Below are 23,403 nucleotides of genomic sequence, written 5' to 3' on the forward strand. Positions count from 1 at the left end.
GCCCACGAAGGCGGAGAAAAATCCGTTTGTATTATTGAGCGATATCTACTATCACTTTTTTATCTTCCCGGGAAGCCGCAGCCTTCACCACAGTACGCATAGCTCTCGCAATCCGTCCCTGTTTGCCAATAACCTTTCCCATATCATCCGGAGCAACATGAAGCTCCAGAATGATGGAATGGTCAGTCTCTTTTTCTGTGACTACGACATCTTCCGGATGATCAACCAGAGATACGGCAATTACTTTTACTAACTCTTTCATTACACAAGCCCCCAGTTATTATTTTTCAATACCGGCATTCTTTAATAATCTTGCAACTGTGTCTGTCGGCTGTGCACCTTTGTTAAGCCATGCTTTTGCTGCTTCCTCGTCAAATTTAACGACTGCAGGCTCCTGGTTTGGGTCATAGAAACCGATTTCATCGATGTTTCTTCCATCTCTTGGAGATCTTGCGTCTGCTACGACAACTCTATAGATAGGATTTCTCTTTTTACCCATTCTTTTTAATCTCATTTTTACTGCCATGTGATTTCACCTCTTTCATCTTTCTTATTCATCTATATGGAACCGGAATATTCCGGTATCCTGCATTATACTGGCCGGAACCGGCTTTAAATCCGCCGGAAACCTCTTCCCTAAAACGGGAACTTCATGCCTCCGAGATTGAAGCCGCCTCTTCTGCGGCCGCCCTTTCCCATCATGCCGTTCATCTGCTTCATCATCTTGCGTGACTGCTCAAACTGCTTACACAGCTTGTTGACTTCCTGAAGGCTGACGCCGGCGCCATTTGCAATTCGCTTCTTGCGGGAAGGGTTCAGCAGATTCGGATTGGATCTCTCCTCCGGCGTCATCGAATAGATGATCGCCTCTATGCGATCCATGGCGCTGTCATCAATGTCAATATTCTTGATCTGGCTGCCAACGCCCGGAATCATGGAAAGCAGATCAGCGATGCCTCCCATATTCTTAACCTGCTGCATCTGAGCCAGGAAGTCGTCAAAACCAAACTCGGCCTTGCGAAGCTTCTGCTCCAGCTCTCTGGCGGACTCTTCGTCCACCGCGTTCTGTGCCTTCTCGATGAGAGTGAGCACATCGCCCATGCCTAAAATACGGCTGGTCATACGGTCCGGATAGAACTGCTGAAGATCTTCCAGCTTCTCACCCATACCTATATATAAAATCGGCTTGCCGGTGACGGCCCGGATGGAGAGCGCCGCTCCGCCTCTCGTATCGCCGTCCAGCTTCGTCAGGATCACTCCGTCGATGCCGACCTTATCTTCAAATGTCTTAGCCACATTGACCGCATCCTGTCCCGTCATGGCATCCACCACCAGAACGGTCTGCGTCACATCCACATTATCCTTGATGTTCTGAAGCTCTTCCATCATGGAATCATCCACATGAAGTCGTCCCGCCGTATCCAGAATGACAATATTCCTGCCATTCTCCTTGGCATACTCAATGGACGCCCGGGCTATATCCACCGGGTTCTTCTTATCCCCCATGGAAAACACCGGAACTTCCTGCTTCTCACCGTTGATCTCCAGCTGCTTGATCGCCGCCGGACGGTAAACATCGCAGGCAACCAGAAGCGGGTTCTTGCCTTTCTTCTTGAGCTGTCCGGCAATCTTGGCCGCCGTAGTGGTCTTACCAGCACCCTGGAGACCTGCCATGAGATATACAGTAATCTCGTTACCCGGCTTGATCACCAGCTCTGTCATCTCAGAACCCATCAGAGCTTCCATCTCTTCTTTTACTATCTTAATGACCATCTGCCCCGGATTCAGTCCCGTAAGAACATCCTGTCCGATGGCACGGTCTGTCACTGTCTTAATGAATGTCTTGACCACGCGGAAATTGACATCCGCTTCCAGCAGAGCACGCTTCACTTCCTTCATGGCCTCCTTGACATCGGCCTCGGTCAGACGCCCCTTGCTTCTCAAATTCTTAAAGACATTCTGAAGTTTATCTGTAAGGCTTTCAAATGCCATAAGAGCCTCCTCATTAATACTGTTCCAGAATCTCACTGGATATCCGCTTGATATCTGCGATGCGCTCCTGCATCTTCTCCTTGTCCCCGCAGGTGGATATCTCTTCCGCATACCGGTGGATGACGCCCACCATCTTCTTCACGGTGAGGAAATGCTCCACCAGATGAAGTCTGTCTTCATACTCCGCGAGAATCTTCTCGCATCTTCGAATCATATCATGCACACCCTGTCTGCTGATCCCCCGAAGATCCGCAATCTCCGAAACAGACAGATCATTCTGGATGTGCTCACCATACACTTCTTTCTGATTCTCTGTCAGAAGCTCACCGTAAAAATCAAACAGCAGAGCTTTCTCTACGATTCTGTCCAATGATTATCACCTCGTGTAAAGTGTTTTTCCTTTACCGAAGATGATTATATGGGAAAGGGTTGGATTTGTCAAGTATTTTTCCTTGCAAATTTAAAATGTTTTTTACCCACAGACAAACAGGCACCTGCTTTTTATCAAAAGCAGATGCCCGTTAGAAAGGGGAGGATATAAGTTTTTTCCTGACGACTGTCATATCCGATGTCCCCATCGGATATTATCATTATTGCCATCTTAGAAAAAATTATACACCTCTTTGAAAAAATTTATCTCAGCCCGCACGGTCAGGAAAGAACTCCACAGCGCGAAATTCTTCTCCGGCGGCGCCTGCAACCACAAACTCTTTATAAAGAAACGATCTTAGTAGTTCTCCGGTTTGATCTGGAAGTAGGACTGTGGATGATCGCATACTGGACATACTTCCGGCGCTTTCTTGCCGATGCAGATATGTCCGCAGTTTGCGCACTGCCAGATGACATCGTTATCTTTAGAGAAGACAACTTCTTTCTTTACATTGTCAAGAAGTTTTAAGTATCTTGCTTCATGCTCTTTTTCTACTGCTGCAACGCCGTCGAACTTGTCAGCAATCTCGTAGAAGCCTTCTTCTCTTGCTTCTTTTGCGAACTGTGCGTACATGTCTGTCCACTCATAGTTCTCACCGTCTGCTGCTGCCTGCAGGTTCTCGATAGTAGAACGGATTGCGCCGCCCTCTAATAATTTGAACCACATTTTTGCATGTTCTCTTTCGTTAGCTGCTGTTTCAGCAAAGATGTTAGCGATCTGTACATAACCGTCCTTTTTCGCTTTGCTGGAAAAATATGTGTATTTATTAGTAGCCTGAGACTCTCCAGCGAATGCAGTCATTAAGTTCTGTTCTGTTTTTGTTCCTTTTAAATTTGGCATGATATACCTCTCTTTCCTACTTTCGTGAAGTAATTTAAAAATAGTAATAACTACTGATATTATATTATTCCTTTCTGCCCGGCTTGTCAATAGGTCGGAAAGGATTATTTTCCCGGCCACCCGGCAGAATCATTTCCCTTTTGCCGCCGATGCTGTCTTCCCCCTCAAATCCCGGGATCATCGCCATCGCCGGACACTTTTTCATCTTCCCCGTTCTTTTTTAACAGACGGTAAATAAGCATATACGCATACAGGAGAACCGGCAGGACCAGTGTGACGACCAGAGACGCCATGAAGAACCGGCTTCCCGTCACAGCACAGTAGAGGGTCAGAAAAACCAGCCCTGCCAGGACAACGACCAGAACCAGCGCGGCAATCCGTTTCAGTTTATTCATTTTATTCTTCCTCCCTGTTCCTCAGATGTTCCAGATGCATCTTTATCTTCTTCTCGTATCCATTTTCTGTAGGAATATAAAACCGCTCGTCCCGGATGGCATCCGGCAGATACTGCTGCTTTACATAATTCTCCGGATAATCATGGGCATACCGGTAACCGATACCATGTCCCAGATCCTTTGCCCCTCCGTAATGAGCATCCCTCAGATATGGAGGGACCTGCCCGGTATCCGACCGTTTTACCATCTCCTGGGCCTTATCGATGGCCGCAACACAGGCATTACTTTTTGGAGCGCTGGCCACATAGGACGCCGCCTGGGACAGGATGATCCTCCCCTCAGGAAGCCCCACTCTTTCCACAGCCAGGGAAGCTGCCACGGCAACCTGTAAGGCCTGCGGATCTGCATTTCCCACATCCTCTGAAGCACAGATCATGATTCTTCTGGCGATAAACTTCGGATCTTCTCCCGCATCCAGCATCCTCGCCAGATAAAATACTGCCGCATCCGGGTCCGTCCCCCGCATACTTTTAATGAAGGCGGAAATCACATCATAGTGATTATCACCGTTTTTATCGTAATTTAACGCCTTCCTCTGGATACACTCCTGGGCCACATCCAGATCAATGACGATTCTTCCGTCCGCACCGGGTTCTGTGGTAATAACTCCCAGCTCCACAGCATTCAGCGCCGCCCGGGCGTCCCCGCCCGCCATCTCCGCGATGAAATCGACCGCCTCTTCTGTGATCTCTGCGCCGTAGGCCCCCATCCCTCTCTCATCATCCGTCACGGCTGTCCGTATGAGTCCGGCAATGTCTTCTTTTGACAATGGCTCCAGATGAAAAATCTTAGACCGGGACAAAAGAGCGCTGTTCACCTCAAAATAAGGATTCTCTGTGGTGGCGCCGATCAGCACTATGGTTCCGTCTTCCACATAAGGCAGCAGATAATCCTGCTGAGCCTTATTAAACCGGTGAATCTCGTCAATAAAAAGAATGGTCCGGTTTCCGTACATTCCGAACACATCTTTGGCCTGACTGACCGCCTGCTCCATATCTTTCTTGCCGGAAGTCGTCGCATTCATCTGCACAAACTGCGCACTGGTCGTGTTGGCAATGACCTTTGCCAGGGTGGTCTTTCCGGTTCCCGGCGGTCCGTAAAAAATCAGCGAGCTGATCTTATCTGCCTTGATGGCCCGGTACAGCAGTCTGTCCTTTCCGATAATGTGCGACTGTCCCACCACCTCATCCAGAGTCCGCGGCCGCATCCGCACCGCCAGGGGCGATTCCTGCTTCTTCCGCTCCATCCGCATATAATCAAATAAATCCATGTATCTCGTGCCTCTCTTCTTGTATCTTTAAAATAAATTTATCACATTTTCACACACTCTGATTGAGCCGGCGGATGATCGCGTAACCATCTTCCAGATCCACCCGGCTGTAGCATCCCTGCTCAAACACAAAATTCCAGTATCCTTCCAGAGGCAGTTCCAGACAGGCCGCCAGGAAATGCCCCAGAGTCCCCTTGTGGGCCACCAGAAGTATGGCGGTCTCCCGGTCGACTGTTTCTGAAAATCCCTTTAAATCCCGTAGGAAATCCTCTGTCCTCCTCCGAACATCAGCAAAACTCTCGCCCCCGGGAATCCTGTAACCGGAAAAATCCCGGTTCCACTGTTCCCATTCCTCCGGATACCTCTTTGCCAGTTCCCGGAAAGTACCGCCCTCAAAAATGCCGAAATCCTGCTCCGTCAGCCTTTCTTCTCTCTCAATCTGCAGCTCTTCCCGCCTCTCATTTGTATATTCCGCCATGATGATGTCCGCGGTCTCCGCCGCCCGGAGACGGGGGCTGGCCACGATCCGCAGAAGCGGAACATTTTTAAAAAAAGTCCCCAGCTTTTTGGCCTGCTCTCTTCCCCGGGAAGAAAGCGCCGCCTCCGTCCTTCCATAGTAACAGCCCTTCTGATTGAGGACGGTCTCCCCATGGCGTACCAAATATATTCTCATGATGCTGTCTCTCTTTCGTCTGTCATTCTTCCTTCTCTGCTGCTCTGTCATGCACCGGGCTTCTTACCTTTGCCGTCGGCATGTCTCCACACCGCAGCTTCCGCATGCACCTTTTAATTCTGCACTTTCACCACATGAGAAGCCTGCAGTCCCTTCTCTCCTTCCACAATATCGAACTCTACTTTATTTCCCTCATCCAGGGAGCGAAACCCTTCCATATCAAGCCCGGTATAATGTACAAAGATATCTTTTCCATCCTCGTCCTGAATAAAACCATACCCCTTTTGATTGTTAAACCATTTTACTGTTCCCTTAAACATTGGAATACCTCCATCTCCTATACTTCCTGTCCTGTGCAGCGAAAACAGATACTGCCGCCGCGGAAGGAAACATATTCTTCCTCTGACAGGCATCCACATCTTAGCATAAAGGAAATCTCAAGTCAATATAAATTCTGACTATTAAGGAGTATGCGACATAATTTTCTGAAAATTATTATTTTTCGTCATTTGCCTGCCCGGCATCCCCAAATCGCTGGTCATCATAGTGACGGTACGCATCGATCAGACAGCGCAGCCGCTTAATCTTGTTATCAAAGAGTCCCAGTCTGTATAAAGTGATCACAATGGTTCCCAGCAGAAGGGCAAGAATCATTCCCTGCACCCCCTGCAGCTTAAATCCCGTGTAGATCAGAAACAGCGTGGATAATGTTCCCATACCGATACTGTCCCCGATAATCTTCGGCTGGAGAATCTGTCTCGTGAGCAGACAGATCACATAGATGATCAGCAGAATGATCCCCTGCCGGAAATGTCCGCTGAAAAATACGATCACTGCCCACGGAATGAGCACCGTTCCTGTTCCAAGAATCGGCAGCAGGTCCAGAAAGGCGATCAACAGCGCCAGAAACAGCGCATAGGGATTACGCAGAATCAGAAGTCCGGCCAGCAGAATGAGAAAAATGATGAACATGATCTTAAACTGCGCCAGCAGAAATCCTCCCAGAGCAGACATCAGCCTGTCCCTGATCTTTCTGACATGCTCCTGCATATCCGACGGCACCATCCGAAGCAGCTGTACTGAAATCTTTTCTCTCTCAGCGATAAAAAAATACGCCGCGAGAATCATCACCAGGGTCCCCACCAGGCCGTTGGTGATGTTGGCGGCGGCGCTTCCCATAAATTCCACTCCTTTTGGAGCAAAATTATTGATCGTCGTTCCCGCCTGCAGCAAAAGATCATTGAAGGCCGTCTCGATCTGATTGCCGAAATCACCGGAAATCGGCGCGAGCACATCATTCAGCCTGGCGCTGAGCATCTCTATGGTATTCTGAAAATAACTGTAATACACTGGTGCATCTGACAGAAAGGAAATCGTCTCTCTTCCCAGCTTGGTGATCAGCAGATACCCGATGCCTGCCAGAATCAGAAGAACAAATATTATGATAAAGGCCGACGCCCACTGCTTCTTTAACCGGATATGCTTCTCAAGGAAATTACACAGCGGCGTCGCCAGCATCGCAAGAATCCAGCTGGCCACAAAAGGCCAGAAAAATCCAAGGAGTCTCGGGACAATGAAAATGAGCAGCGCTGCGCCAATCAAAAAAAACAATATCTCACTTATGATATTCAAACCAATCTGCCATCTTTTCATCAGAGCACCTTCCAATCTTTTCCATTTTATCCTTTTGTATCAGTATAGCAATATCCCTAACACATATCAACCCCGCCATACCAATTTTTAAAAATCGAAAGAAATCTCTCCCCGGAAACGGACAGTAAATTCTCCCGTCTTCTCCTTATATGCCGGTGGGATCCGGCTCTTCCTTCCTAATATGCCGGAAGAATCCGGTTCTTCCTTCCTGCGCAGTATTGCGGTCAATCTTTCTTCTCCCCATACAGCAGCGGTGTCAGCTGATTCTTTCTTCTATTATAATAGTAGGCAGAATCCGACAACATGTCCACCGGCGATACAATGGAACGATTCGCCTCTTCCACCATCACCGGAAGCTTCTCCGCTTCCGGAAACTCACTGACCGGAATGAGGATCAGTTCATGGATACTGCTGGGCAGAATGTAAAAGTCCTCCTGAATCCTGTCGGCAAACTCCTGCAGGATCCCGTCATAGACCATCACGGTGGCCCCATTCACCTGCTGTTCATTGGTCAGAATATACATCGTCTTCCCCGGCCCAAGGTTCATGCTCTTCTTTCCCGCCTCCAGGAGAAAGGCATCCATATTGATAATACGCGGCGGGAAAATCCTACGGGTATTCTCCCGGGCCACCAGCAGCAATTCATGAAGCGATATGTTCCAGAACTTCAGCTCCCGGTTAGTGATCAGCGCGGTCGAAATCCCGACGGAATCCGTATGGGCCACCCACCGGAAGGTCAGTACCAGATCATACATCTTAATATAGGGGCAGTCCGCAAGCAGCTCCTGATTTCTCTCATAATTCACCAGACGGAAAATGATTCTGTCCTTCATATGCCCGTATTGGAGGACATCCAGCTCATAAAACGCCGAACGCTCCATAGCCCACTGGTATTCTTCCCGGATCCTCGCGAGAACCTTCTCCATATCCTCGCCCTTCTGATAATCTTTATAAAATTCTTCCAGATAAATACAGGGAGCCACCGCTTCTTCCACCTCCCTGATGGAAAGGCCCTGATATGTAACTCCATTGTTCTTCTTTGTCTCCTGGATGACGACCTCCGCATCTTCTTTCCAGCCCTTTAAAATATGTTCCTCCACATAGTAAAGGAACTCTTCAAAACTCATCATATGGCATCCTCCTGTTATTATTTATTTTTTATAAATACTATAATACCATACATTCCATATTTTTCCAGTAAAATATTATATTTTTTTACTTTTTTTTACATTTACTGAGGCAAAACAGCCTACGGCAGCCCATTCCCCGCACAAAGGGAAAAGGCATACCGCAGGCGCCTGTCATCCGCCAGAAAGAGCGGCCGTCTGTCAATGACAGATCAATAAGCCTCTATGGAGTTTTTGCCCATATAACGGTATATTTTTCCTGTATCTTTATCCACATAATAAATACCGATCTTCTCATTGCCGTCCGTCTCATATATCGAGAACTGGTACCCTTCCGCTCCGGAATCATTATTGTTATAAGCGGTGAGATCTTTTGTCTCATCTCTGACCTCATAATTGGCTCCGGCATTGTCTTTCTTCAGTTTCTCCAGAAGATACGTTTTGGCATCCTCATAACTGTCAAAGGAACCACCGCCCAAATTATCAATGGCATCCCCCACGCCATCCGCCACATCATCAACGGCTTTTCCGGCGTCATCCACCACATCTCTGGCGGCATCGCCCACATCTTCAGCGGCATCCTTCATATCATTGCCCAGGTCGCCGGCTGCATCCCCGGAAGTATCATCCCTGTTATCTCCGGTGCCGCCAGCTGCATCGTTCGCGGCATCTTCCTGACGGGCATCTTCAGTGGAAGCACCCACACCGCTGTCATCTGTCCCAACCGTACTTTCCGTGGAACCTTCTTTTTGCTCTGTCATCTCCGAAGAGGTTGTACTGTCCTTTCTGTCGTTATTATTTCCACACCCCGCTATCAGAAAAAGTGCGGACAAAAGAAATACCATGGTTATCACGTTTTTTTTCATTCTTATCATGAAAATTCTCCTTTCGTCTTTTAATTCTTTCTTATTATCCACACATTTTCTGCATCTATACCAAATGTTTTTATTTTTATTTCAGCCGGCCGATGATTAATTCCCTGTTTTCTGGACATACTGGATAACAGAACACAGAAAGGAGAATCTATATGAAATGGATTGATTATATTGCGTTAACACTGACCATCATCGGTGCCATCGTCTGGGGATTAATCGGACTTTTTCAGTTCAACCTTGTCTCCGCTTTATTTGGCGATTCCAGCTTTTTTACAAGGCTCATCTATGATCTGGTCGGTATTTCCGGTATTTACATGCTCACCATGTACGGGAGAATCCGCCAGAACAGAGAATAGGCCCTATCCTTTTGTCCCGGAAATATTTCTGACAAAACAAAATTCTTTTAAACTCAAAACCCCTGCGGAAATCTGTGCAGACCGCACATTTTCCCGCAGGGGCTGATTCAGAAAAACTGTTTTATATTTACATATTATACGCTCCGTCGCACCATCTGATCATCACAGCAGATGAATTCTCCGGATAATTACAATATGGTTTTTACATGGCATTTTTGATACACATCTGCAATTCTTTGACCTTTTGAAGAGGCCATCCAAAACAGCGCAAAGACAGCACAAAGGTCAAAAGAACAGCAATGAGCAGATAAACCGGGATCCAGAACATACCGCAGTTTTGCCGGATGGCATCACTGAACCCTGAAAACATCATGATATACAGGACCAGACGATGCCAGAAATAAATCTGCAGCGTATTTTTCCCCACAGCTTCCGCCGGAGCCAGCCTCTTGTCAGGCATCAGGCTGATAAGCGCCACACTGACCACCACGGTGACAGCATAACACAGCAGACGATGCTGCCATCCGCATCCCGGAATCCGGATCAGCGCATAGGCGTTTCTTCCTGTAAACATCCGGATGATGGAAAAAATATCATCGATCCAGTAAAAACTCACAAAAAGACCGACGAGGATCACGAATACCGAGGCAGCCCTCACCCACTTCTGTCTGGTAAAGGCAAGAACCGTTTCGGAATCCAGCAGATACCCGGCATAATAAAAAGGAAAGAACACAAGAATTCTTGACAGATAAAGAAAGCTTCCGATTTCCACCACGTATCCGGCCAGAAGAGCCAAAACCACAGAAACCACAAGACAGATCTTCGGATTCCATTTTCTGATGCCCCAGGCGATGACCATGTAGGCTGCCATGGCAAACATATACCATGGTATACCGGTATCTGTAAACAACGAGAACACCGCCTCCTGTCCAAAAGCCACCTTCACCATATAAATGAAGATCTTAAGAAGATACCCCAGAATAATATAGTAAACCGGCTTATCCCATCGAAACGGACGCTCTTTTGTCCATTTTTTCTGCAGCAATCCCGCCACAAAAATAAACAGAGGCATGTGGTAGGAATAAATGATGATAGACATACTTCTCATAAAAGAAGAATCCGGATACTGGTTCACGAAATGTCCGAGGACAACCGAGAGCATCAGGAAACATTTCAGATTGTCCCAGATACAGATTCTTTGATCCTGCTTCATATTTCTCCTCCTCAGGCTGTAAAAGCTTTCCCGGGGCGCCTTCACTCCGGTTGTATATAAATAAAAAACCCGAAAGCCGCATAAATAGGGCTCCCGGGTGTCCTTGAAAATGCGGATAACAGGACTTGAACCTGCACGGGTGTCCCACCAGAACCTAAATCTGGCGCGTCTGCCAATTCCGCCATATCCGCCTGTTCATACATGCAGGGGAAAACTCCCCGCCGCAACCGCTTATATAGATAACAACAAAGCGGGTGATGGGAATCGAACCCACGTATCTAGCTTGGAAGGCTAGTGTTCTACCATTGAACTACACCCGCAAAAAAATCGGGGTGACAGGATTCGAACCTGCGGCCTCTTGATCCCAAATCAAGCGCTCTAGCCAAGCTGAGCCACACCCCGGCATATTCTGTTTTAGACAAAAAGAGAAATCGCTGCACTGCAACGATTTCCAATGAGACATCGGGGATTCGAACCCCGGACAACTTGATTAAAAGTCAAGTGCTCTACCAACTGAGCTAATATCCCATAATGAGAATAACTCTCATAATAACAAAAAAATGAGCACAGCACCTCGCACCTTACTCACTACAGACGCAGAAGTTCGAATCTGCGGTCCAACTGGACTAGCTGGATTCGAACCAGCGAATGCAGGAGTCAAAGTCCTGTGCCTTACCGCTTGGCGATAGCCCATTAAGGTGGGTAGAGGGATTCGAACCCTCGGCCTCCAGAGCCACAATCTGGCGCGCTAACCAACTGCGCCACACCCACCATAGTCAGGACAGCCTGACAAACGTGCCCGAAGGGATTCGAACCCCCGACCCACGGCTTAGAAGGCCGTTGCTCTATCCAGCTGAGCTACGGACACGCATCATGATGAAACAATATAAAATTGTTCTTTCTGCTTAAAAGCAGAAGCGGGTGATGGGAATCGAACCCACGTATCTAGCTTGGAAGGCTAGTGTTCTACCATTGAACTACACCCGCAGGTGATCGGGGTGACAGGATTCGAACCTGCGGCCTCTTGATCCCAAATCAAGCGCTCTAGCCAAGCTGAGCCACACCCCGATGTGCTCTCTGTCAACCGCTCTCGCATTGACAAGTAGCATTATATAACAGGCAGAAATAAATGTCAACAGTTTTTTTCATTTTTTTCTTAAATTTTTAATTATATATATTTTTTAAACAATTTAAACAACTGGAAAGAGGATACGGCAGCTCCGTATCCTCTCTTACGAACCTTATTCTTCTGTAGCTTCCTCGGCATCTTCTGACGGCTCTTCTGCCTCTTCGTCATCGTCAAAGAAATCATCGTCGAAATCATCAAAATCTTCATCCACGTCATCGAGATAATCCGGGGATAAATATTTATAAACCAGAGCGGCGATTCCTGCCACTGCGGCAACAGCTCCGATGATTGCCAGAATCCATAAGATCTTTCTGGACTCTTCCTCTTCCTTCCGGCTGTTCATCAGGTTGGATAACTTTGCTACTCCGATTAATTCATCGATATTTTTCATGTTCCTATGCCTCCTTGCTGTTTTCTTTTATTATATCACGCAACAGGCTTCTTTACCAATACATTATTTCACTTTTTTCAATTTTGCGAACGATGCAAACATTTTTTTGCGGCCCACCCGATCAAAATCCACCGAGACCTCAAAATCCTTCCCGCCATGGACAATATCCACCACGGTACCTTCGCCGAATTTGATATGTTTCACCCGGTCTCCCACGCCATAATCAAGGGAGGAGAGCGGCTTTACCTTGTAATCGTCAAGACTGTACGGCTTTTTGCCTCTGGTACCATAGGAATAATTGCGGAAGCCTGCCCCGGCCATACTCCTGGAACCGGTCTGCTCCACTTTCTCCTGCACCGTCTTCTTTTTGGCGCGGTCCAGATATTCCTCCGGAATCTCATCCACAAATCTGGACACCCGGTTATACTGGGCCTGTCCCCGCTGCATTCTTCTCCGGGCAGCGCTTAAGTAGAGTCTCTCCTTCGCCCGGGTAATCCCCACATAACAGAGTCTGCGTTCTTCCTCAATCTCTGATTCATCCCCGGAGATCATGGCGCCATATCCCGGAAAAACGCCTTCCTCCATGCCGCCCAGAAATACATTGGCAAACTCCAGTCCCTTGGCGTTATGCAGGGTCATGAGCAGCACCTTATTGGAACTTTCCTCCAGATTGTCAATACCCGCGTTGAGAGTATACATATCCTTTTCCACCAGGAAATCCGTGAGGGTAGGCTCTTCATTATTTTCCTCAAAATAGACAATGTCATTGATCAGCTCGTCAATATCCTCGAGACGGCTTCTGGCCTCATCCGTGCCTTCCATTTCCAGTTCATTTTTATAACCAGTCACATCCAGTATGTAGAGCATCAGCTCGCTGATGTCATTTTCCATGGCATACTCCCGGAAATCCCGGATCATCTCTCCAAACTTTTTGATCTTGGATGCCGATCTTCCAAGCTCCGTGATAGAATCTGCCCGGAACACGGCTTCCAGGAAACTGATCTGATGGAGAATTGCATAATTCTGGATCCTGTCCACCGTGGTCTGGCCGATTCCTCTTTTCGGCACATTGATGATCCGTTTCACAGCCAGATCGTCATTTCCGTTATCCACCACTTTCAGATAGGCCATCAAATCCTTGATCTCTTTTCTGTCGTAGAAGCTGATACCCCGGACAATGGCATAAGGAATCGCCCTCTGTTTTAGCTTCTCCTCAAAGATGCGGGACTGGGCATTGGTCCTGTATAAAATGGCCATATCTTCATAGGGCACCCCGCGCATGGCAAGGAAATTAATATAAGAAACCACGCCCTCCGCCTCGTCATATTCCGAGTCATACTGCTTAAAATGCACCAGCTCTCCCGGTGCGTTTTCCGTCCAGAGCTTCTTTTCTTTCCGCCCTTTGTTATTGACAATGACACCGTTGGCAGCATTCAAAATATTCTGCGTAGAGCGGTAGTTTTGTTCCAGACGGATCACGTGGGCGCCAGGAAAATATTTCTCAAAGTTCAAAATATTGAAAATATTCGCCCCCCGGAACCGGTAAATGGACTGGTCATCGTCACCCACCACGCAGAGATTGCGGTATTTGGAAGCTAAAAGTTTCACCAGCATAAACTGCACCGTGTTGGTATCCTGGTACTCGTCCACCATGATATAGCGGAACCGTTCCTGATAATAATCAAGGATATCCGGATTGGCCTGGAACAGTTCCACCGTCTTTACGAGCAGATCGTCAAAATCCATGGCGTCATTCTCTTTCAGCCGCTTCTGATACTCCTCGTAAATCTCGCTGATCCGGATATCCCGGTAATTATCCCCGCAGTCGTTCCGGAGATCCAGCGGCGACTTGCACTCATCCTTGGCCGCGGAGATGGCAGACAGCACCGCCTTCTCCGGAAACTGCTTGGTATCAATCTTCATGGCCTTTAAGACTTCCTTCATCAGTGATTTCTGATCATTGGCGTCGTAAATAGTAAAACTTCTGTTATACCCCAGCAGATCCGCATATCTTCTGAGAATCCGGCTGCAGGTGGCGTGAAAGGTACTGATCCACAGATTTTCTGAGCCGGGTCCCACCAGACTTGCAGCCCTCTCTCTCATCTCATCCGCCGCCTTGTTGGTGAAAGTGATGGCGAGAATATTCCAAGGATTGACTCCTTTCTCCTCAATCAGATATACAATCCGGTGGGTCAGGGAACGGGTTTTTCCTGTCCCGGCGCCCGCCAGCATCAGAAGAGGGCCTTCCGTACAGAAGACCGCCTCCCTTTGTTCTTTATTTAATGCGTCATAAATACTCATAGAATTCCTTTCTGTTACTGATTATTTTATAGGAAACGTCATAATAATTTTTATTATGATGTTTCCTGCACCGATTTTTGCTGCGCAAAGCACAGATCTTTCCTTGCAAAAATCGTGCGCATCCCCCGGAGGATTTATAGTCAAAGACAAAATATATTTGTCTTTGACTATAATTTCTGACCGCAGTTGGGACAGAAGTTAGCTCCGCTTACTTTCTGACCGCAGTTCGGACAGAAGTTCGGCCTGGAACTCTGTGTGCCGTCAGGTGTTTCTCCCGGGAACTGTACCGTTCCGGTGCCGTTTCCCGCCCCGAAACTTCCGGCGCCCGGCTGATCGCCCGCCGCTGCCGCAGAGCCTCCCTGCTGTGTCTGGGTCATCTGGTTCACAATCTGCTGTCCCATCATCATCCCCATCTGCATAGACGCCATGTCCGCAGCCATCTGACCGCCCTGGCCCTGCCCTTTTGTCATGGAATCAAGCACCGCCATCTGCTGATAGCGGTTCATATCTCCCACCATGCTCTGGCCTGCCACCTTATTGATCATCTCCTGAATCTCTTCCGGATAGCTGACGGCATTGATCTGAAATCCGGTCATAGAAAGACCGATATCCGAAAGTTCCCGGTCCAGATCCGCCATGATCCCCCGGGAAATCTCGGAGGCGTTGGCCTGGAGATTAAACATATCTTTGCCTTCTTTTACCATCCACTGGAGAAGCAGCTGATCCAGATGAGACAGCACCCGGTCTCTCACTTCCTCAGTGGTAAACTGCTTCTTAATGCCCGCAACTTTCTCAATGAGCACCTCATAATCCCCCACCTTAAACTGGAAGGTACCGTTGGCGCGGACCGGCATTCCTCCCGGCAGCGATGGATGTGGGAGATTTACCGCGTTTTTGGTGCCCCACTTCATATTGAATTCTTTTGTGTTGACAAAGAGCACTTCCGCCCGCAGGCCGCTGTTAAAACCGAAGCGGAACCCCTTTAGCGTGGAAAGGAAGGGGATGATATCCGATTCAATATCATAGTTCCCTTCTTCTTTAAAAATTCCTTCGGTCTTTCCGTTATACATGAAAATCGCATCCTGACCCGGACGGATGATCAGCCGGGATCCCCGTTTAATCTCATCATTGTTCCATTTATAAAAAATAACGTCGTCTCTCGTCTCCTGCCATTCCACCACGTTGGCAAATTGTCCGCTGAAAAGTCCCATATGATCCTCCCATCTGCTGTTTATTCTCATTCTGTATTCCGGTTCCGTCCATGACTTTTCTCTTCGCCGCCCGGCTTCCGGTCTCAGGTTCTCTGCCGGTTTTTCAGTCCTGACGGCTGTCATGACGGTACCCCAATTATACAATACCCGGCCCGGGATGTCACGTTTTTCTGTCGTCCGCTGACGGTACGTTTCCGGTCCGAAAGGCCTTTTCTTTTTAAAGAAATTCCCATGGAATTTTATGTGGAATAAAAATATTTTCACTTTTTCTTGTCATCTGGTAATAAAAACAATATAATATAGCTATCATGTCCCAGCAGAATCCGCTATCACAGGGATATGTCCCATTGCATTTATCAAAAGGAAAACACTTGAATATATGGAGGCGATTTTTTGAATAAAGATACAAATGACTGGCTGCATTCCCTGCTGCAGGTGACCGCCATTCCATCGGCGGATATTCCAAATATTGACCTGTACATGGACCAGATTACCACTTTTATGGACACTCATCTGGCAGACTCCAGAAGATACCCTGACGATAAGATCATGACCAAGACCATGATCAATAATTACACGAAAAATCATCTTCTTCCACCTTCGGTGAAGAAAAAATATTCCCGGGAACATATTTTTCTCCTCCTTCTCATCTACCGGCTGAAAAATATGCTGTCCATCACGGATATCCAGAGTATTCTGGAACCTCTGACCACAGAATATTTTCCGGAAAATAAAGAGACGGGGCTTTCTCTCAAAGAAATCTATGACAAGCTTCTCTCTGAAACCTCTGAGAGACATCCCGGTATCGAAGAACAGATCCTGACGGACTGGGAGAATTCCAGAGATTCCTTCGCTGATCATTCACTTTCTGAAGAAGACGCTCAGTATCTGGACGACCTGGTTTTCATTTATAAGCTCTGCTACGATATCTATGTGCGCAAGCAGGCCATCGAAAAAATCATTGATTACCGCCGTCAGAAAAATATTTCAGCGGAAAAAAAGTCAAAAAAAGCAGCCAAAAATAATAAAGAATCCTAGAAATAAAAAGTACAGCTTTTGCTGCCGGCCGGTTCAGCGGTCACAGGCAGAAGCTGTACTCTTTTTCATCCGGGGATTATTTTTTAGAAGCGCCTGGTTCTCGGAAGGACCGTTACCGGTCTCCTTCTCCGGCGCCCTCCTTTTCTTTCAGGCGGCGGATGATGAGATCATATCCGTCTGTTCCATAGTTTAAACAGCGGTTGACCCGGCTGATGGTGGCCGTGGACGCTCCTGTCTCCTCCGCCACCTCATTGTACGTCCGGTGTTCTCTTAACATATTGGCCACTTCAAATCTCTGTCCGAGAGAAAGCAGCTCATTGATGGTGCATAAATCCTCAAAAAACGCGTAACATTCTTCCACATTTTCCAGACAGAGAACACCCTTTAACAGCTTCTCCACCTCCGGTGTATGTACATTTTTTCCCATATTGCTTTCCCCCTATTCCTGATATTTTAAATTGATATATTCTTTAAACGCATCGACGGAACGATTCACGATGAGTTCCTCCGGAAAATCCAGATCCCGGATCAGCTCCTCAGAAAAATCCCGGCGTCCCACATCAGAAAATACATGGGCGTCGCTGTTCATGATCACCGGCTGTCCGTATTCCTTACAAAGCTCCAGCATGGTGATCAGATTCCCCCGGGTATTCTTTCTGGAACCCGCGGGATTGAGCGAATTATTATTGACCTCCAGAAGCGTGTGCGTCTCCTTCGCCGCCTCCACCACAGGCTCATAATCCAGCGGATAAATACCGTCGTCGGGATGACCGATGATATCGATCATCGGATTACGGATGGCCCCCAGCACCGCCCGGGTATTCTCCTCCTTCGTTCCGGGAAGAATACACACGCTGTGCAGGCTGGCGATCTTTATGTCAAGCTGACGCATCACATGATCATCCAGATCCACATGGCCGTCATAATCTATAATATTAAGCTCTGCGCCCAGCATCACTTCTATACCGCATAGCGATCTCGGCACCACCTTCAGGTTGCGAAAATACATATTACTGCAGCTTCCCGGCATCATCGGCGCATGTTCCGTGATCCCCAGAAGTTTCAGTCCTTTCTCAAATCCGGCTCTCGCCATCTCCATCATGCTGTTATAGGCATGTCCGCTGGCAATTGTATGTGTATGCACATCCAGTAAATAATCCATATTGACTCCTTCCATACCCTTTCTTTTTCAAAGCATTCTCACCAGTACATTAGTATAGCACAAAAAGGAAAAGTTTGCCCGTTTTTGTGGAAATTTTCCGTCATCGTTCAGCCATGACATCTCAGAAAGGCAAAAGAGCTTACGAAAATAAACTTTCGACGCTTCTTCTGTGTTTCCCGGCGCATGGCTGAACTGTTACAATTTTTCCCGGGGATTTTCTTTACGCCAGATCCTGATAGGTCTGATCGAGTGTCTCACAGGAAAGGTGCAGGCGCTGCTTTTCCTCCGCGCTTAAAGAAAGCTCGATGATGCGGCTGACGCCCATACGGTTGACGACGCAGGGAATTCCGATGAAAACGCCTTTTTCCCCGTACTCCCCCTGCAGGAGAGCGGAAACTGTGAGCACACTGTACTCATTGCCGAAAATCGCCTTGGTGATTCTTGCCATGGCCATGCCGATGCCGTAATAGGTGGCCCGCTTGGCCTCGATGATTTTGTAGGCGGCCATGCGGACCTCCTCCTCGATCTCCAGCAGTTCCTGAAAATGACAGCCTTCGGTCTCACTGCACAGATCAAAGATCGGTTTCGTGGCCATCATCGCCTGGCTCCATGGCACAAACTCGCTGTCTCCGTGTTCTCCCATGACGTAGGCGTGCATATTTCTCGGATCAATGATAAATTTCTCTCCCAGCAGGTAACGGAGCCTTGCTGTGTCCAGCGCCGTTCCGGTTCCCACCACCCTTCCCGGAGGAAATCCGCTGATCTCATAGACAATCCTCGCCATGATATCCACCGGATTGGTAGCCACCAGAAAGATGCCATGGAAACCGCTCTCCAATACCGGTTCGAGAATAGACCGGAAGACTTTGCGGTTCTCTTTCAGAAGATCCAGACGACTTTGTCCCTCTTTCTGGGGAAGCCCTGCCGTCAGCACCACCAAATCTGCATCCCGGCAGTCCTTATAATCTCCCGCATAGATTTCCATATTGCCGCCGCTGAAAGCCACGCCGTGATTTAAGTCCATGGCCTCTCCCTCGGCTCTCTTTTTATCAATATCGATCAAAACCAATTCGTCACATAAATTCTGATTGAGGAGGGCATAGGCGTAACTCATGCCCACCATGCCGGTTCCCACCAGCACGATTTTTCTTTTATCGTCACCCTTCACGCAGCACGACCTCCTTCCCAATGGATTCCCCGATGATCGCCATCAACTCTTCCACACTCTTCTTTCCATAATAGGTTTTCTCTCCGTTGACCATCAGAAACGGAACACTGAATACCTGATGCTTCTCCTTAAATTCCGGGAACTGCGCCAGATTCACAACGTGGACCTCCACCTGAGGGCTGTGCGCGGCAACCAGCATAGCGCTGCTCACCAGCTCCGGACATTTGGTACAGGAAAGAGTGACTCCCACATCCAGCCGGACCGGCGTCCGGATGGATGCAATCTGTGTGAGAATCTCATCCATCAACGGCTTTCCCGGTCCCGCTGCCTGATAGAGTGCCGACAAAAAGCTGGTGAATTCGTGACCGCCCGGAGTCCCGTGAAAAAACATGCCTTTTCGTTCCCCGTCCTTCGAAGAAATACCGATGGAGGGCACAATGACCTCCCGGGCCGCGTCGTCCCCGCGGGACTCTTCGGAAGATTTTCCCGCCGTCCTGGCTGCTCCGTCCGCACCGGTCTCCTCATAGGAAATGTGCACCCGGGGCATCGCTTCTTCCAGATCTTCCATAAATGTCTTTACCTGCCCCGATACCGTGGAATCATCCAGCAGCACCCGGCACTCCGGCACAGTCTCAAAGCGGCTCTCCACCTCTTTGATCTGCGGATAGATATCTGCAAACTGAGAATCCGGCCGCATGGCTCCTTCCATCTGTCCGGCAGTGCTTTGACCGCGTTTTTGCAGATTTCGCACATCCCCATATCTGTCCGTTTCCTCTCCGGTATACAATTTCTTTTCTTCTCTTCCCTGAATCTGATTCTGCACATTGGATATAAGCGCATCCTGACCGCCCGCACGGCAGTCCGCACCGGTTTTATTGGTTCTGTCTCCCGGACTTTCCTCCCGGGATGCCGGATCGTCCGCCCGGAGTGCCGGATGTTCTGACTCCAGCGCCGGCATCTGATCCAGAGGATAATCGGCGGCAATGGTTTCCGCAGCCACAGCGCCGTCGGCCACCGCTGTCACCAGCTGCCGGAGCCTCTTCTGGCAGACATCCCCCGCTCCGTACACGCCCTCCACATTGGTACGTTTTCCCTCATCGGTGAGAAGATATCCCTGTTTGTCACAGATCAACTGTTTTTTTACCATATCTGTCTGCGGCAGATAACCGACAAAAATGAAAATGCCGATGGTATCTGTATTTTCATAGGTCCATTCTTTGCCGCTCAATGCGTTTTTAAAGACAATCTTCTTCACGGAGGTATCTCCTTCCACCCGGACAATCTCCGTGTTGTACTCAATTTTGATATCGGGATGCGCCTTCACCTCATCGGCCAGCTTTTTGGCACAGGTGAAGTCCGGTTCCCGGATGATAAGCATCACCGGTTTTGAATAACGGGTCAGATACATCGCTTCTTCCGCCGCCGCATAACCGCCGCCCACCACAAAAATCGGTTTATCTGTGAATAATTCTCCGTCACAGGTGGCACAGTAGGCAATCCCTCTGCCGGCAAATTCGCTCTCTCCCGGAAAATTCAGCTTTCTTGGAACTGAGCCTGCAGCATAGATGACAACCGGCGCCTCATAATGATTTTTTTCTGTCTGGATCACTTTTCCATGATCGGTCAGCGAGGCGCTGATCACATTCTCTTTCCGGATCTGAGCGCCGAAATTCACTGCCTGCCGGCGCATGGTTTCCATGAGTGTCTCTCCGTCGGTCTCCTCGATACCGGGATAATTGACCACTTTCTCAGAAATGCGGATCTGGCCGCCTTCCTCTTCTTTTTCCAGAACCAGCACCTCATAACCGGCCCTTCTTAAATAGATGGCCGCTGTCAGTCCCGCCGGACCGCCTCCGATGATCACTGTCTGATGTTTTTCTGCCATTATAATATCCCCACTAAATCAATACCCGGTTTTAAGGTTTCTTCGCCCGGCTTCCATTTGGCCGGACACACATCATCTCCGTGCTCCGCCACAAACTGCAGCGCCTGCACCCGCCGGATGATCTCCTCAGCATTTCTTCCCACATTTCCCGCGATAACCTCGTAGGCGGTGATCTCTCCGTCCGGATTTAAGATAAATGTTCCCCGCTCCGCCATTCCGTCCTTTTCAATCATGATGTCCAGATCTCTCACCAGAAGACCGGTGGGGTCCGCGATCAGCGGATACTGCAGTTTTCCGATCCGCTCGGAATGATCGTGCCAGGCTTTATGGACGAAGTGGGAATCACAGGATACCCCGTAAACTTCGCAGCCCATATTTTTAAATTCCTCATACTTATCCTGCAGGTCTTCCAGCTCCGTGGGACATACAAAGGTAAAGTCCGCCGGATAGAAAAAAAGGACGGACCAGTGTCCCATGAGATCATTTCTCGTTACCGTCCGGAAACTATCATCGGCATATGCCTGCAGCTCAAATTCACATACTTTTTTTCCGATATAAGACATAAAAAAATACCTCCTTACGGAGGTAGTATCTGTGTTTCCGGAGAAACTATGCATATTAATTTGCTTCATACGGACGTACCCGGAGAGTCAGTCCGTTGTCATCGCAGACCTTCTGGCAGGCCGCCACTTCTTCCTCGCCGATGATGTCCACCACAGTCATCACCACATGAGGGACATACTTCTGACACGCTTTGGCGTAATCAATCATAGCCTGATAGGACTTAAGACCAAAGTGATTGCGGGTGATATCCAGATATTTCTGCGCATCGGAAGAATTGAGGCTGATGGAAACCGTGTCCACGATTCCTTTCAGACACGGCGCCGTTGGCTTCTCAAAGACCAGATCTGCCAGTCCGTTGGTGTTGACCCGGATCGGAATATCCGGATGAACGCTCTTTAACCAGGCGCCCACTTCAAGCATATCATCAAGACGCATGGTCGGCTCCCCGAATCCGCAGAAAATGATCTCCGCCACATGGGACCAGTCGTATTTCATAAATTCTGCCTTGACTTCTTCCACCGTCGGCTCTTCCCGAAGCCACAGACTGTTATGCTCATTAAATTCTTTTAAACTTCTCAGACAGAAAGTGCAGGCGCAGGAGCAGCGATTGGTCATATTGATATAGATCTTATTGGTAAATCCATTTTCTCCCAGATCCGATAAATCCTGTCTGAAATCTTCCAGATTATAGTAAACACCATTTTTTGCTGTATATAATATCATGTTCTACAACTCCTTTAAATATTCTTCGAAACATATTCCGTAATTCCACGGCAGATCCTGCCGCACAGTAAACGCGATGGCCTTATCAAGGAATGCGATGGCCCGCCGCACCGCTTTCTCAAAATCATCTCCCTGTATCAGAGCGCCGGTGACAATGGATGAGAACACGTCTCCCGTTCCGGAACGGTCACCGCCAATCTTTCTGGTGGCAATGAGCTTCGCATTTTTATCTTTTTCATAAACAAAGTTAAAAATCTGCGCTCCCTGCTGAAGACCCGTGATGACCACCCGGCCCGGCCCCTGTTCACTGAGTGCCCGGCAAATCTCCTCCAGAGAATCCGGGGACATATCCACGCTGTGATAATCCAGATCCAGCATCCGGCAGGCCTCCGTCAGATTCGGAGTGAGCACATCCGCAAACGGAAGCAGCCGTTTCATTTCCTGACACATGGCGTCGGTGTAGGAAGAGTACAGCTTTCCGTAATCGCCCATGACCGGATCCACTACCGCCAGAGTATCTTTTTGTTTAAATCGCTCAAAAAAATCTATCACCAGAGAAATCTGTTCCTTGGATCCGATGAACCCGGAGCAGATACCGTCAAAGGTGATCCCCGTCTTCTCCCAGCTGTCAATATAGGATTTGAGATATGGCGTAAAATCATGCAGAAAATAATCGGGAAAGCCGGTGTGTACCGACAAAATCGCCGTGGGAACCACACAACACTGTATTTTCATGGCGGAAATGATCGGCTGTGCCACCGCCGCAGCGCAGCGTCCAAAACCGGTCACATCGTTAATTACCGCCACTCTTTTCTGTCTATTCATAATAACCTCCAGCTGTTTTTAAATTACCGCTTTCGTATCATAGCACAATCTGGTATTTCCTGGAATAGCCAATTTCGTTTATTTTTTAATGCCAGTTGACCCTTCTCCACATTCGTCAGTTT

Annotated in this window: 26 protein-coding genes and 9 tRNA genes; 2 read left to right on the plus strand and 33 right to left on the minus strand. The window is 48.4% G+C overall.

Going from position 1 to position 23,403, the window contains the following annotated elements; all coding sequences use genetic code 11:
• Positions 1 to 31 precede the first annotated feature (31 nt).
• The 13 genes from B5E53_RS01535 to B5E53_RS01590 form a co-directional block, all read right to left on the minus strand.
• Complete coding sequence (locus tag B5E53_RS01535) at positions 32 to 262, minus strand: KH domain-containing protein (RefSeq protein WP_087312064.1); 231 nt, start codon at positions 260 to 262, stop codon at positions 32 to 34.
• A gap of 18 nt (positions 263 to 280) precedes the next feature.
• A complete protein-coding gene (rpsP, locus tag B5E53_RS01540) occupies positions 281 to 526 on the minus strand; it encodes a 30S ribosomal protein S16 (RefSeq protein WP_087280864.1) in 246 nt (81 codons plus the stop codon).
• Positions 527 to 636: 110 nt separating this feature from the next.
• Positions 637 to 1,992, minus strand: a complete 1,356-nt coding sequence (gene ffh / locus B5E53_RS01545; protein ID WP_087312066.1) for a signal recognition particle protein — start codon at positions 1,990 to 1,992, stop codon at positions 637 to 639.
• 13 nt (positions 1,993 to 2,005) lie between these two features.
• Positions 2,006 to 2,362 (minus strand): YlxM family DNA-binding protein, encoded by a 357-nt coding sequence (ylxM, locus tag B5E53_RS01550; protein ID WP_087312067.1) that lies wholly within the window; start codon positions 2,360 to 2,362, stop codon positions 2,006 to 2,008.
• 357 nt (positions 2,363 to 2,719) lie between these two features.
• A complete protein-coding gene (rbr, locus tag B5E53_RS01555) occupies positions 2,720 to 3,262 on the minus strand; it encodes a rubrerythrin (protein ID WP_087312070.1) in 543 nt (180 codons plus the stop codon).
• Positions 3,263 to 3,426: 164 nt separating this feature from the next.
• Positions 3,427 to 3,657, minus strand: coding sequence for a hypothetical protein (locus B5E53_RS01560; protein ID WP_087312071.1), 231 nt, complete (start codon positions 3,655 to 3,657; stop codon positions 3,427 to 3,429).
• A gap of 1 nt (position 3,658) precedes the next feature.
• Positions 3,659 to 4,987 (minus strand): replication-associated recombination protein A, encoded by a 1,329-nt coding sequence (locus B5E53_RS01565; RefSeq protein ID WP_087312072.1) that lies wholly within the window; start codon positions 4,985 to 4,987, stop codon positions 3,659 to 3,661.
• Between the two features lie 49 nt (positions 4,988 to 5,036).
• A complete protein-coding gene (locus B5E53_RS01570) occupies positions 5,037 to 5,660 on the minus strand; it encodes a histidine phosphatase family protein (protein ID WP_162611738.1) in 624 nt (207 codons plus the stop codon).
• 113 nt (positions 5,661 to 5,773) lie between these two features.
• Positions 5,774 to 5,980, minus strand: a complete 207-nt coding sequence (locus B5E53_RS01575; protein ID WP_087312076.1) for a cold shock domain-containing protein — start codon at positions 5,978 to 5,980, stop codon at positions 5,774 to 5,776.
• A 175-nt stretch (positions 5,981 to 6,155) separates the two neighbouring features.
• Positions 6,156 to 7,313 (minus strand): sporulation integral membrane protein YtvI, encoded by a 1,158-nt coding sequence (gene ytvI / locus B5E53_RS01580; RefSeq protein WP_087312079.1) that lies wholly within the window; start codon positions 7,311 to 7,313, stop codon positions 6,156 to 6,158.
• An 87-nt stretch (positions 7,314 to 7,400) separates the two neighbouring features.
• Complete coding sequence (locus B5E53_RS19025) at positions 7,401 to 7,541, minus strand: hypothetical protein (protein ID WP_162611739.1); 141 nt, start codon at positions 7,539 to 7,541, stop codon at positions 7,401 to 7,403.
• Positions 7,538 to 8,443: a DUF5688 family protein gene (locus tag B5E53_RS01585; protein ID WP_087312081.1), complete on the minus strand. Its 906-nt coding sequence runs from the start codon at positions 8,441 to 8,443 to the stop codon at positions 7,538 to 7,540. The genes B5E53_RS19025 and B5E53_RS01585 overlap by 4 nt, the downstream gene beginning before the upstream one ends.
• A 209-nt stretch (positions 8,444 to 8,652) precedes the next feature.
• Positions 8,653 to 9,315, minus strand: a complete 663-nt coding sequence (locus tag B5E53_RS01590; RefSeq protein WP_087312085.1) for a hypothetical protein — start codon at positions 9,313 to 9,315, stop codon at positions 8,653 to 8,655.
• Positions 9,316 to 9,467: 152 nt separating this feature from the next.
• Between B5E53_RS01590 and B5E53_RS01595 the strand changes: the two genes are divergently transcribed.
• A complete protein-coding gene (locus B5E53_RS01595) occupies positions 9,468 to 9,671 on the plus strand; it encodes a DUF378 domain-containing protein (RefSeq protein ID WP_162611740.1) in 204 nt (67 codons plus the stop codon).
• A gap of 202 nt (positions 9,672 to 9,873) precedes the next feature.
• Here the strand turns inward: B5E53_RS01595 and B5E53_RS01600 are convergent, their stop codons facing one another.
• The 13 genes from B5E53_RS01600 to B5E53_RS01660 all read right to left on the minus strand — a co-directional run bounded on the left by B5E53_RS01600 (position 9,874) and on the right by B5E53_RS01660 (position 15,916).
• Positions 9,874 to 10,884 (minus strand): acyltransferase family protein, encoded by a 1,011-nt coding sequence (locus tag B5E53_RS01600; protein WP_087312089.1) that lies wholly within the window; start codon positions 10,882 to 10,884, stop codon positions 9,874 to 9,876.
• A gap of 110 nt (positions 10,885 to 10,994) precedes the next feature.
• Positions 10,995 to 11,075: transfer RNA gene (locus B5E53_RS01605), tRNA-Leu, on the minus strand.
• A 58-nt stretch (positions 11,076 to 11,133) separates the two neighbouring features.
• A tRNA-Gly gene (locus B5E53_RS01610) sits at positions 11,134 to 11,204 on the minus strand.
• Positions 11,205 to 11,211: 7 nt separating this feature from the next.
• Positions 11,212 to 11,286, minus strand: a tRNA-Pro gene (locus tag B5E53_RS01615).
• A 53-nt stretch (positions 11,287 to 11,339) separates the two neighbouring features.
• Positions 11,340 to 11,412, minus strand: a tRNA-Lys gene (locus B5E53_RS01620).
• Between the two features lie 93 nt (positions 11,413 to 11,505).
• Positions 11,506 to 11,577, minus strand: a tRNA-Gln gene (locus tag B5E53_RS01625).
• Between the two features lie 4 nt (positions 11,578 to 11,581).
• Positions 11,582 to 11,655, minus strand: a tRNA-His gene (locus tag B5E53_RS01630).
• A 23-nt stretch (positions 11,656 to 11,678) separates the two neighbouring features.
• A tRNA-Arg gene (locus B5E53_RS01635) sits at positions 11,679 to 11,752 on the minus strand.
• A 48-nt stretch (positions 11,753 to 11,800) separates the two neighbouring features.
• A tRNA-Gly gene (locus B5E53_RS01640) sits at positions 11,801 to 11,871 on the minus strand.
• Between the two features lie 6 nt (positions 11,872 to 11,877).
• Positions 11,878 to 11,952 (minus strand) — tRNA-Pro (locus B5E53_RS01645).
• Positions 11,953 to 12,125: 173 nt separating this feature from the next.
• Positions 12,126 to 12,404, minus strand: coding sequence for a DUF4366 domain-containing protein (locus B5E53_RS01650; protein WP_087312091.1), 279 nt, complete (start codon positions 12,402 to 12,404; stop codon positions 12,126 to 12,128).
• Between the two features lie 63 nt (positions 12,405 to 12,467).
• Positions 12,468 to 14,705 (minus strand): UvrD-helicase domain-containing protein, encoded by a 2,238-nt coding sequence (locus B5E53_RS01655; protein WP_087312093.1) that lies wholly within the window; start codon positions 14,703 to 14,705, stop codon positions 12,468 to 12,470.
• Between the two features lie 167 nt (positions 14,706 to 14,872).
• Positions 14,873 to 15,916 (minus strand): SPFH domain-containing protein, encoded by a 1,044-nt coding sequence (locus B5E53_RS01660; RefSeq protein WP_087312223.1) that lies wholly within the window; start codon positions 15,914 to 15,916, stop codon positions 14,873 to 14,875.
• Between the two features lie 393 nt (positions 15,917 to 16,309).
• Here B5E53_RS01660 and B5E53_RS01665 point away from each other — a divergent pair, with 393 nt between their 5' ends.
• Positions 16,310 to 16,954, plus strand: coding sequence for a DUF1836 domain-containing protein (locus tag B5E53_RS01665; RefSeq protein WP_242963471.1), 645 nt, complete (start codon positions 16,310 to 16,312; stop codon positions 16,952 to 16,954).
• Positions 16,955 to 17,066: 112 nt separating this feature from the next.
• Here B5E53_RS01665 and B5E53_RS01670 read toward each other — a convergent pair whose 3' ends face one another.
• The 7 genes from B5E53_RS01670 to B5E53_RS01700 form a co-directional block, all read right to left on the minus strand.
• On the minus strand, positions 17,067 to 17,381 hold the full coding sequence (locus B5E53_RS01670) for a YerC/YecD family TrpR-related protein (RefSeq protein ID WP_087312095.1): 315 nt from the start codon (positions 17,379 to 17,381) through the stop codon (positions 17,067 to 17,069).
• A gap of 12 nt (positions 17,382 to 17,393) precedes the next feature.
• Positions 17,394 to 18,116 carry a phosphatase gene (locus B5E53_RS01675; protein WP_087312097.1) on the minus strand — a complete coding sequence of 241 codons (723 nt, stop codon included), beginning with the start codon at positions 18,114 to 18,116 and terminating at the stop codon, positions 17,394 to 17,396.
• Between the two features lie 220 nt (positions 18,117 to 18,336).
• A complete protein-coding gene (locus B5E53_RS01680) occupies positions 18,337 to 19,284 on the minus strand; it encodes an L-lactate dehydrogenase (protein WP_087312099.1) in 948 nt (315 codons plus the stop codon).
• Complete coding sequence (locus B5E53_RS01685; protein WP_087312101.1) at positions 19,274 to 21,169, minus strand: FAD-dependent oxidoreductase; 1,896 nt, start codon at positions 21,167 to 21,169, stop codon at positions 19,274 to 19,276. Before B5E53_RS01685 ends, B5E53_RS01680 begins: the two co-directional genes overlap by 11 nt.
• On the minus strand, positions 21,169 to 21,732 hold the full coding sequence (gene ahpC / locus B5E53_RS01690; protein WP_087312103.1) for an alkyl hydroperoxide reductase subunit C: 564 nt from the start codon (positions 21,730 to 21,732) through the stop codon (positions 21,169 to 21,171). The genes B5E53_RS01685 and ahpC overlap by 1 nt, the downstream gene beginning before the upstream one ends.
• A 55-nt stretch (positions 21,733 to 21,787) precedes the next feature.
• Positions 21,788 to 22,456, minus strand: a complete 669-nt coding sequence (locus B5E53_RS01695; RefSeq protein WP_087312105.1) for a TatD family nuclease-associated radical SAM protein — start codon at positions 22,454 to 22,456, stop codon at positions 21,788 to 21,790.
• A 3-nt stretch (positions 22,457 to 22,459) separates the two neighbouring features.
• Complete coding sequence (locus B5E53_RS01700; protein WP_087312107.1) at positions 22,460 to 23,281, minus strand: pyridoxamine kinase; 822 nt, start codon at positions 23,279 to 23,281, stop codon at positions 22,460 to 22,462.
• Positions 23,282 to 23,403 lie beyond the last annotated feature (122 nt).

It is taken from the genome of Eubacterium sp. An11 (genome assembly GCF_002161065.1).
Taxonomy (GTDB): Bacteria; Bacillota; Clostridia; order Lachnospirales; family Lachnospiraceae; genus Anaerobutyricum; species Anaerobutyricum faecale.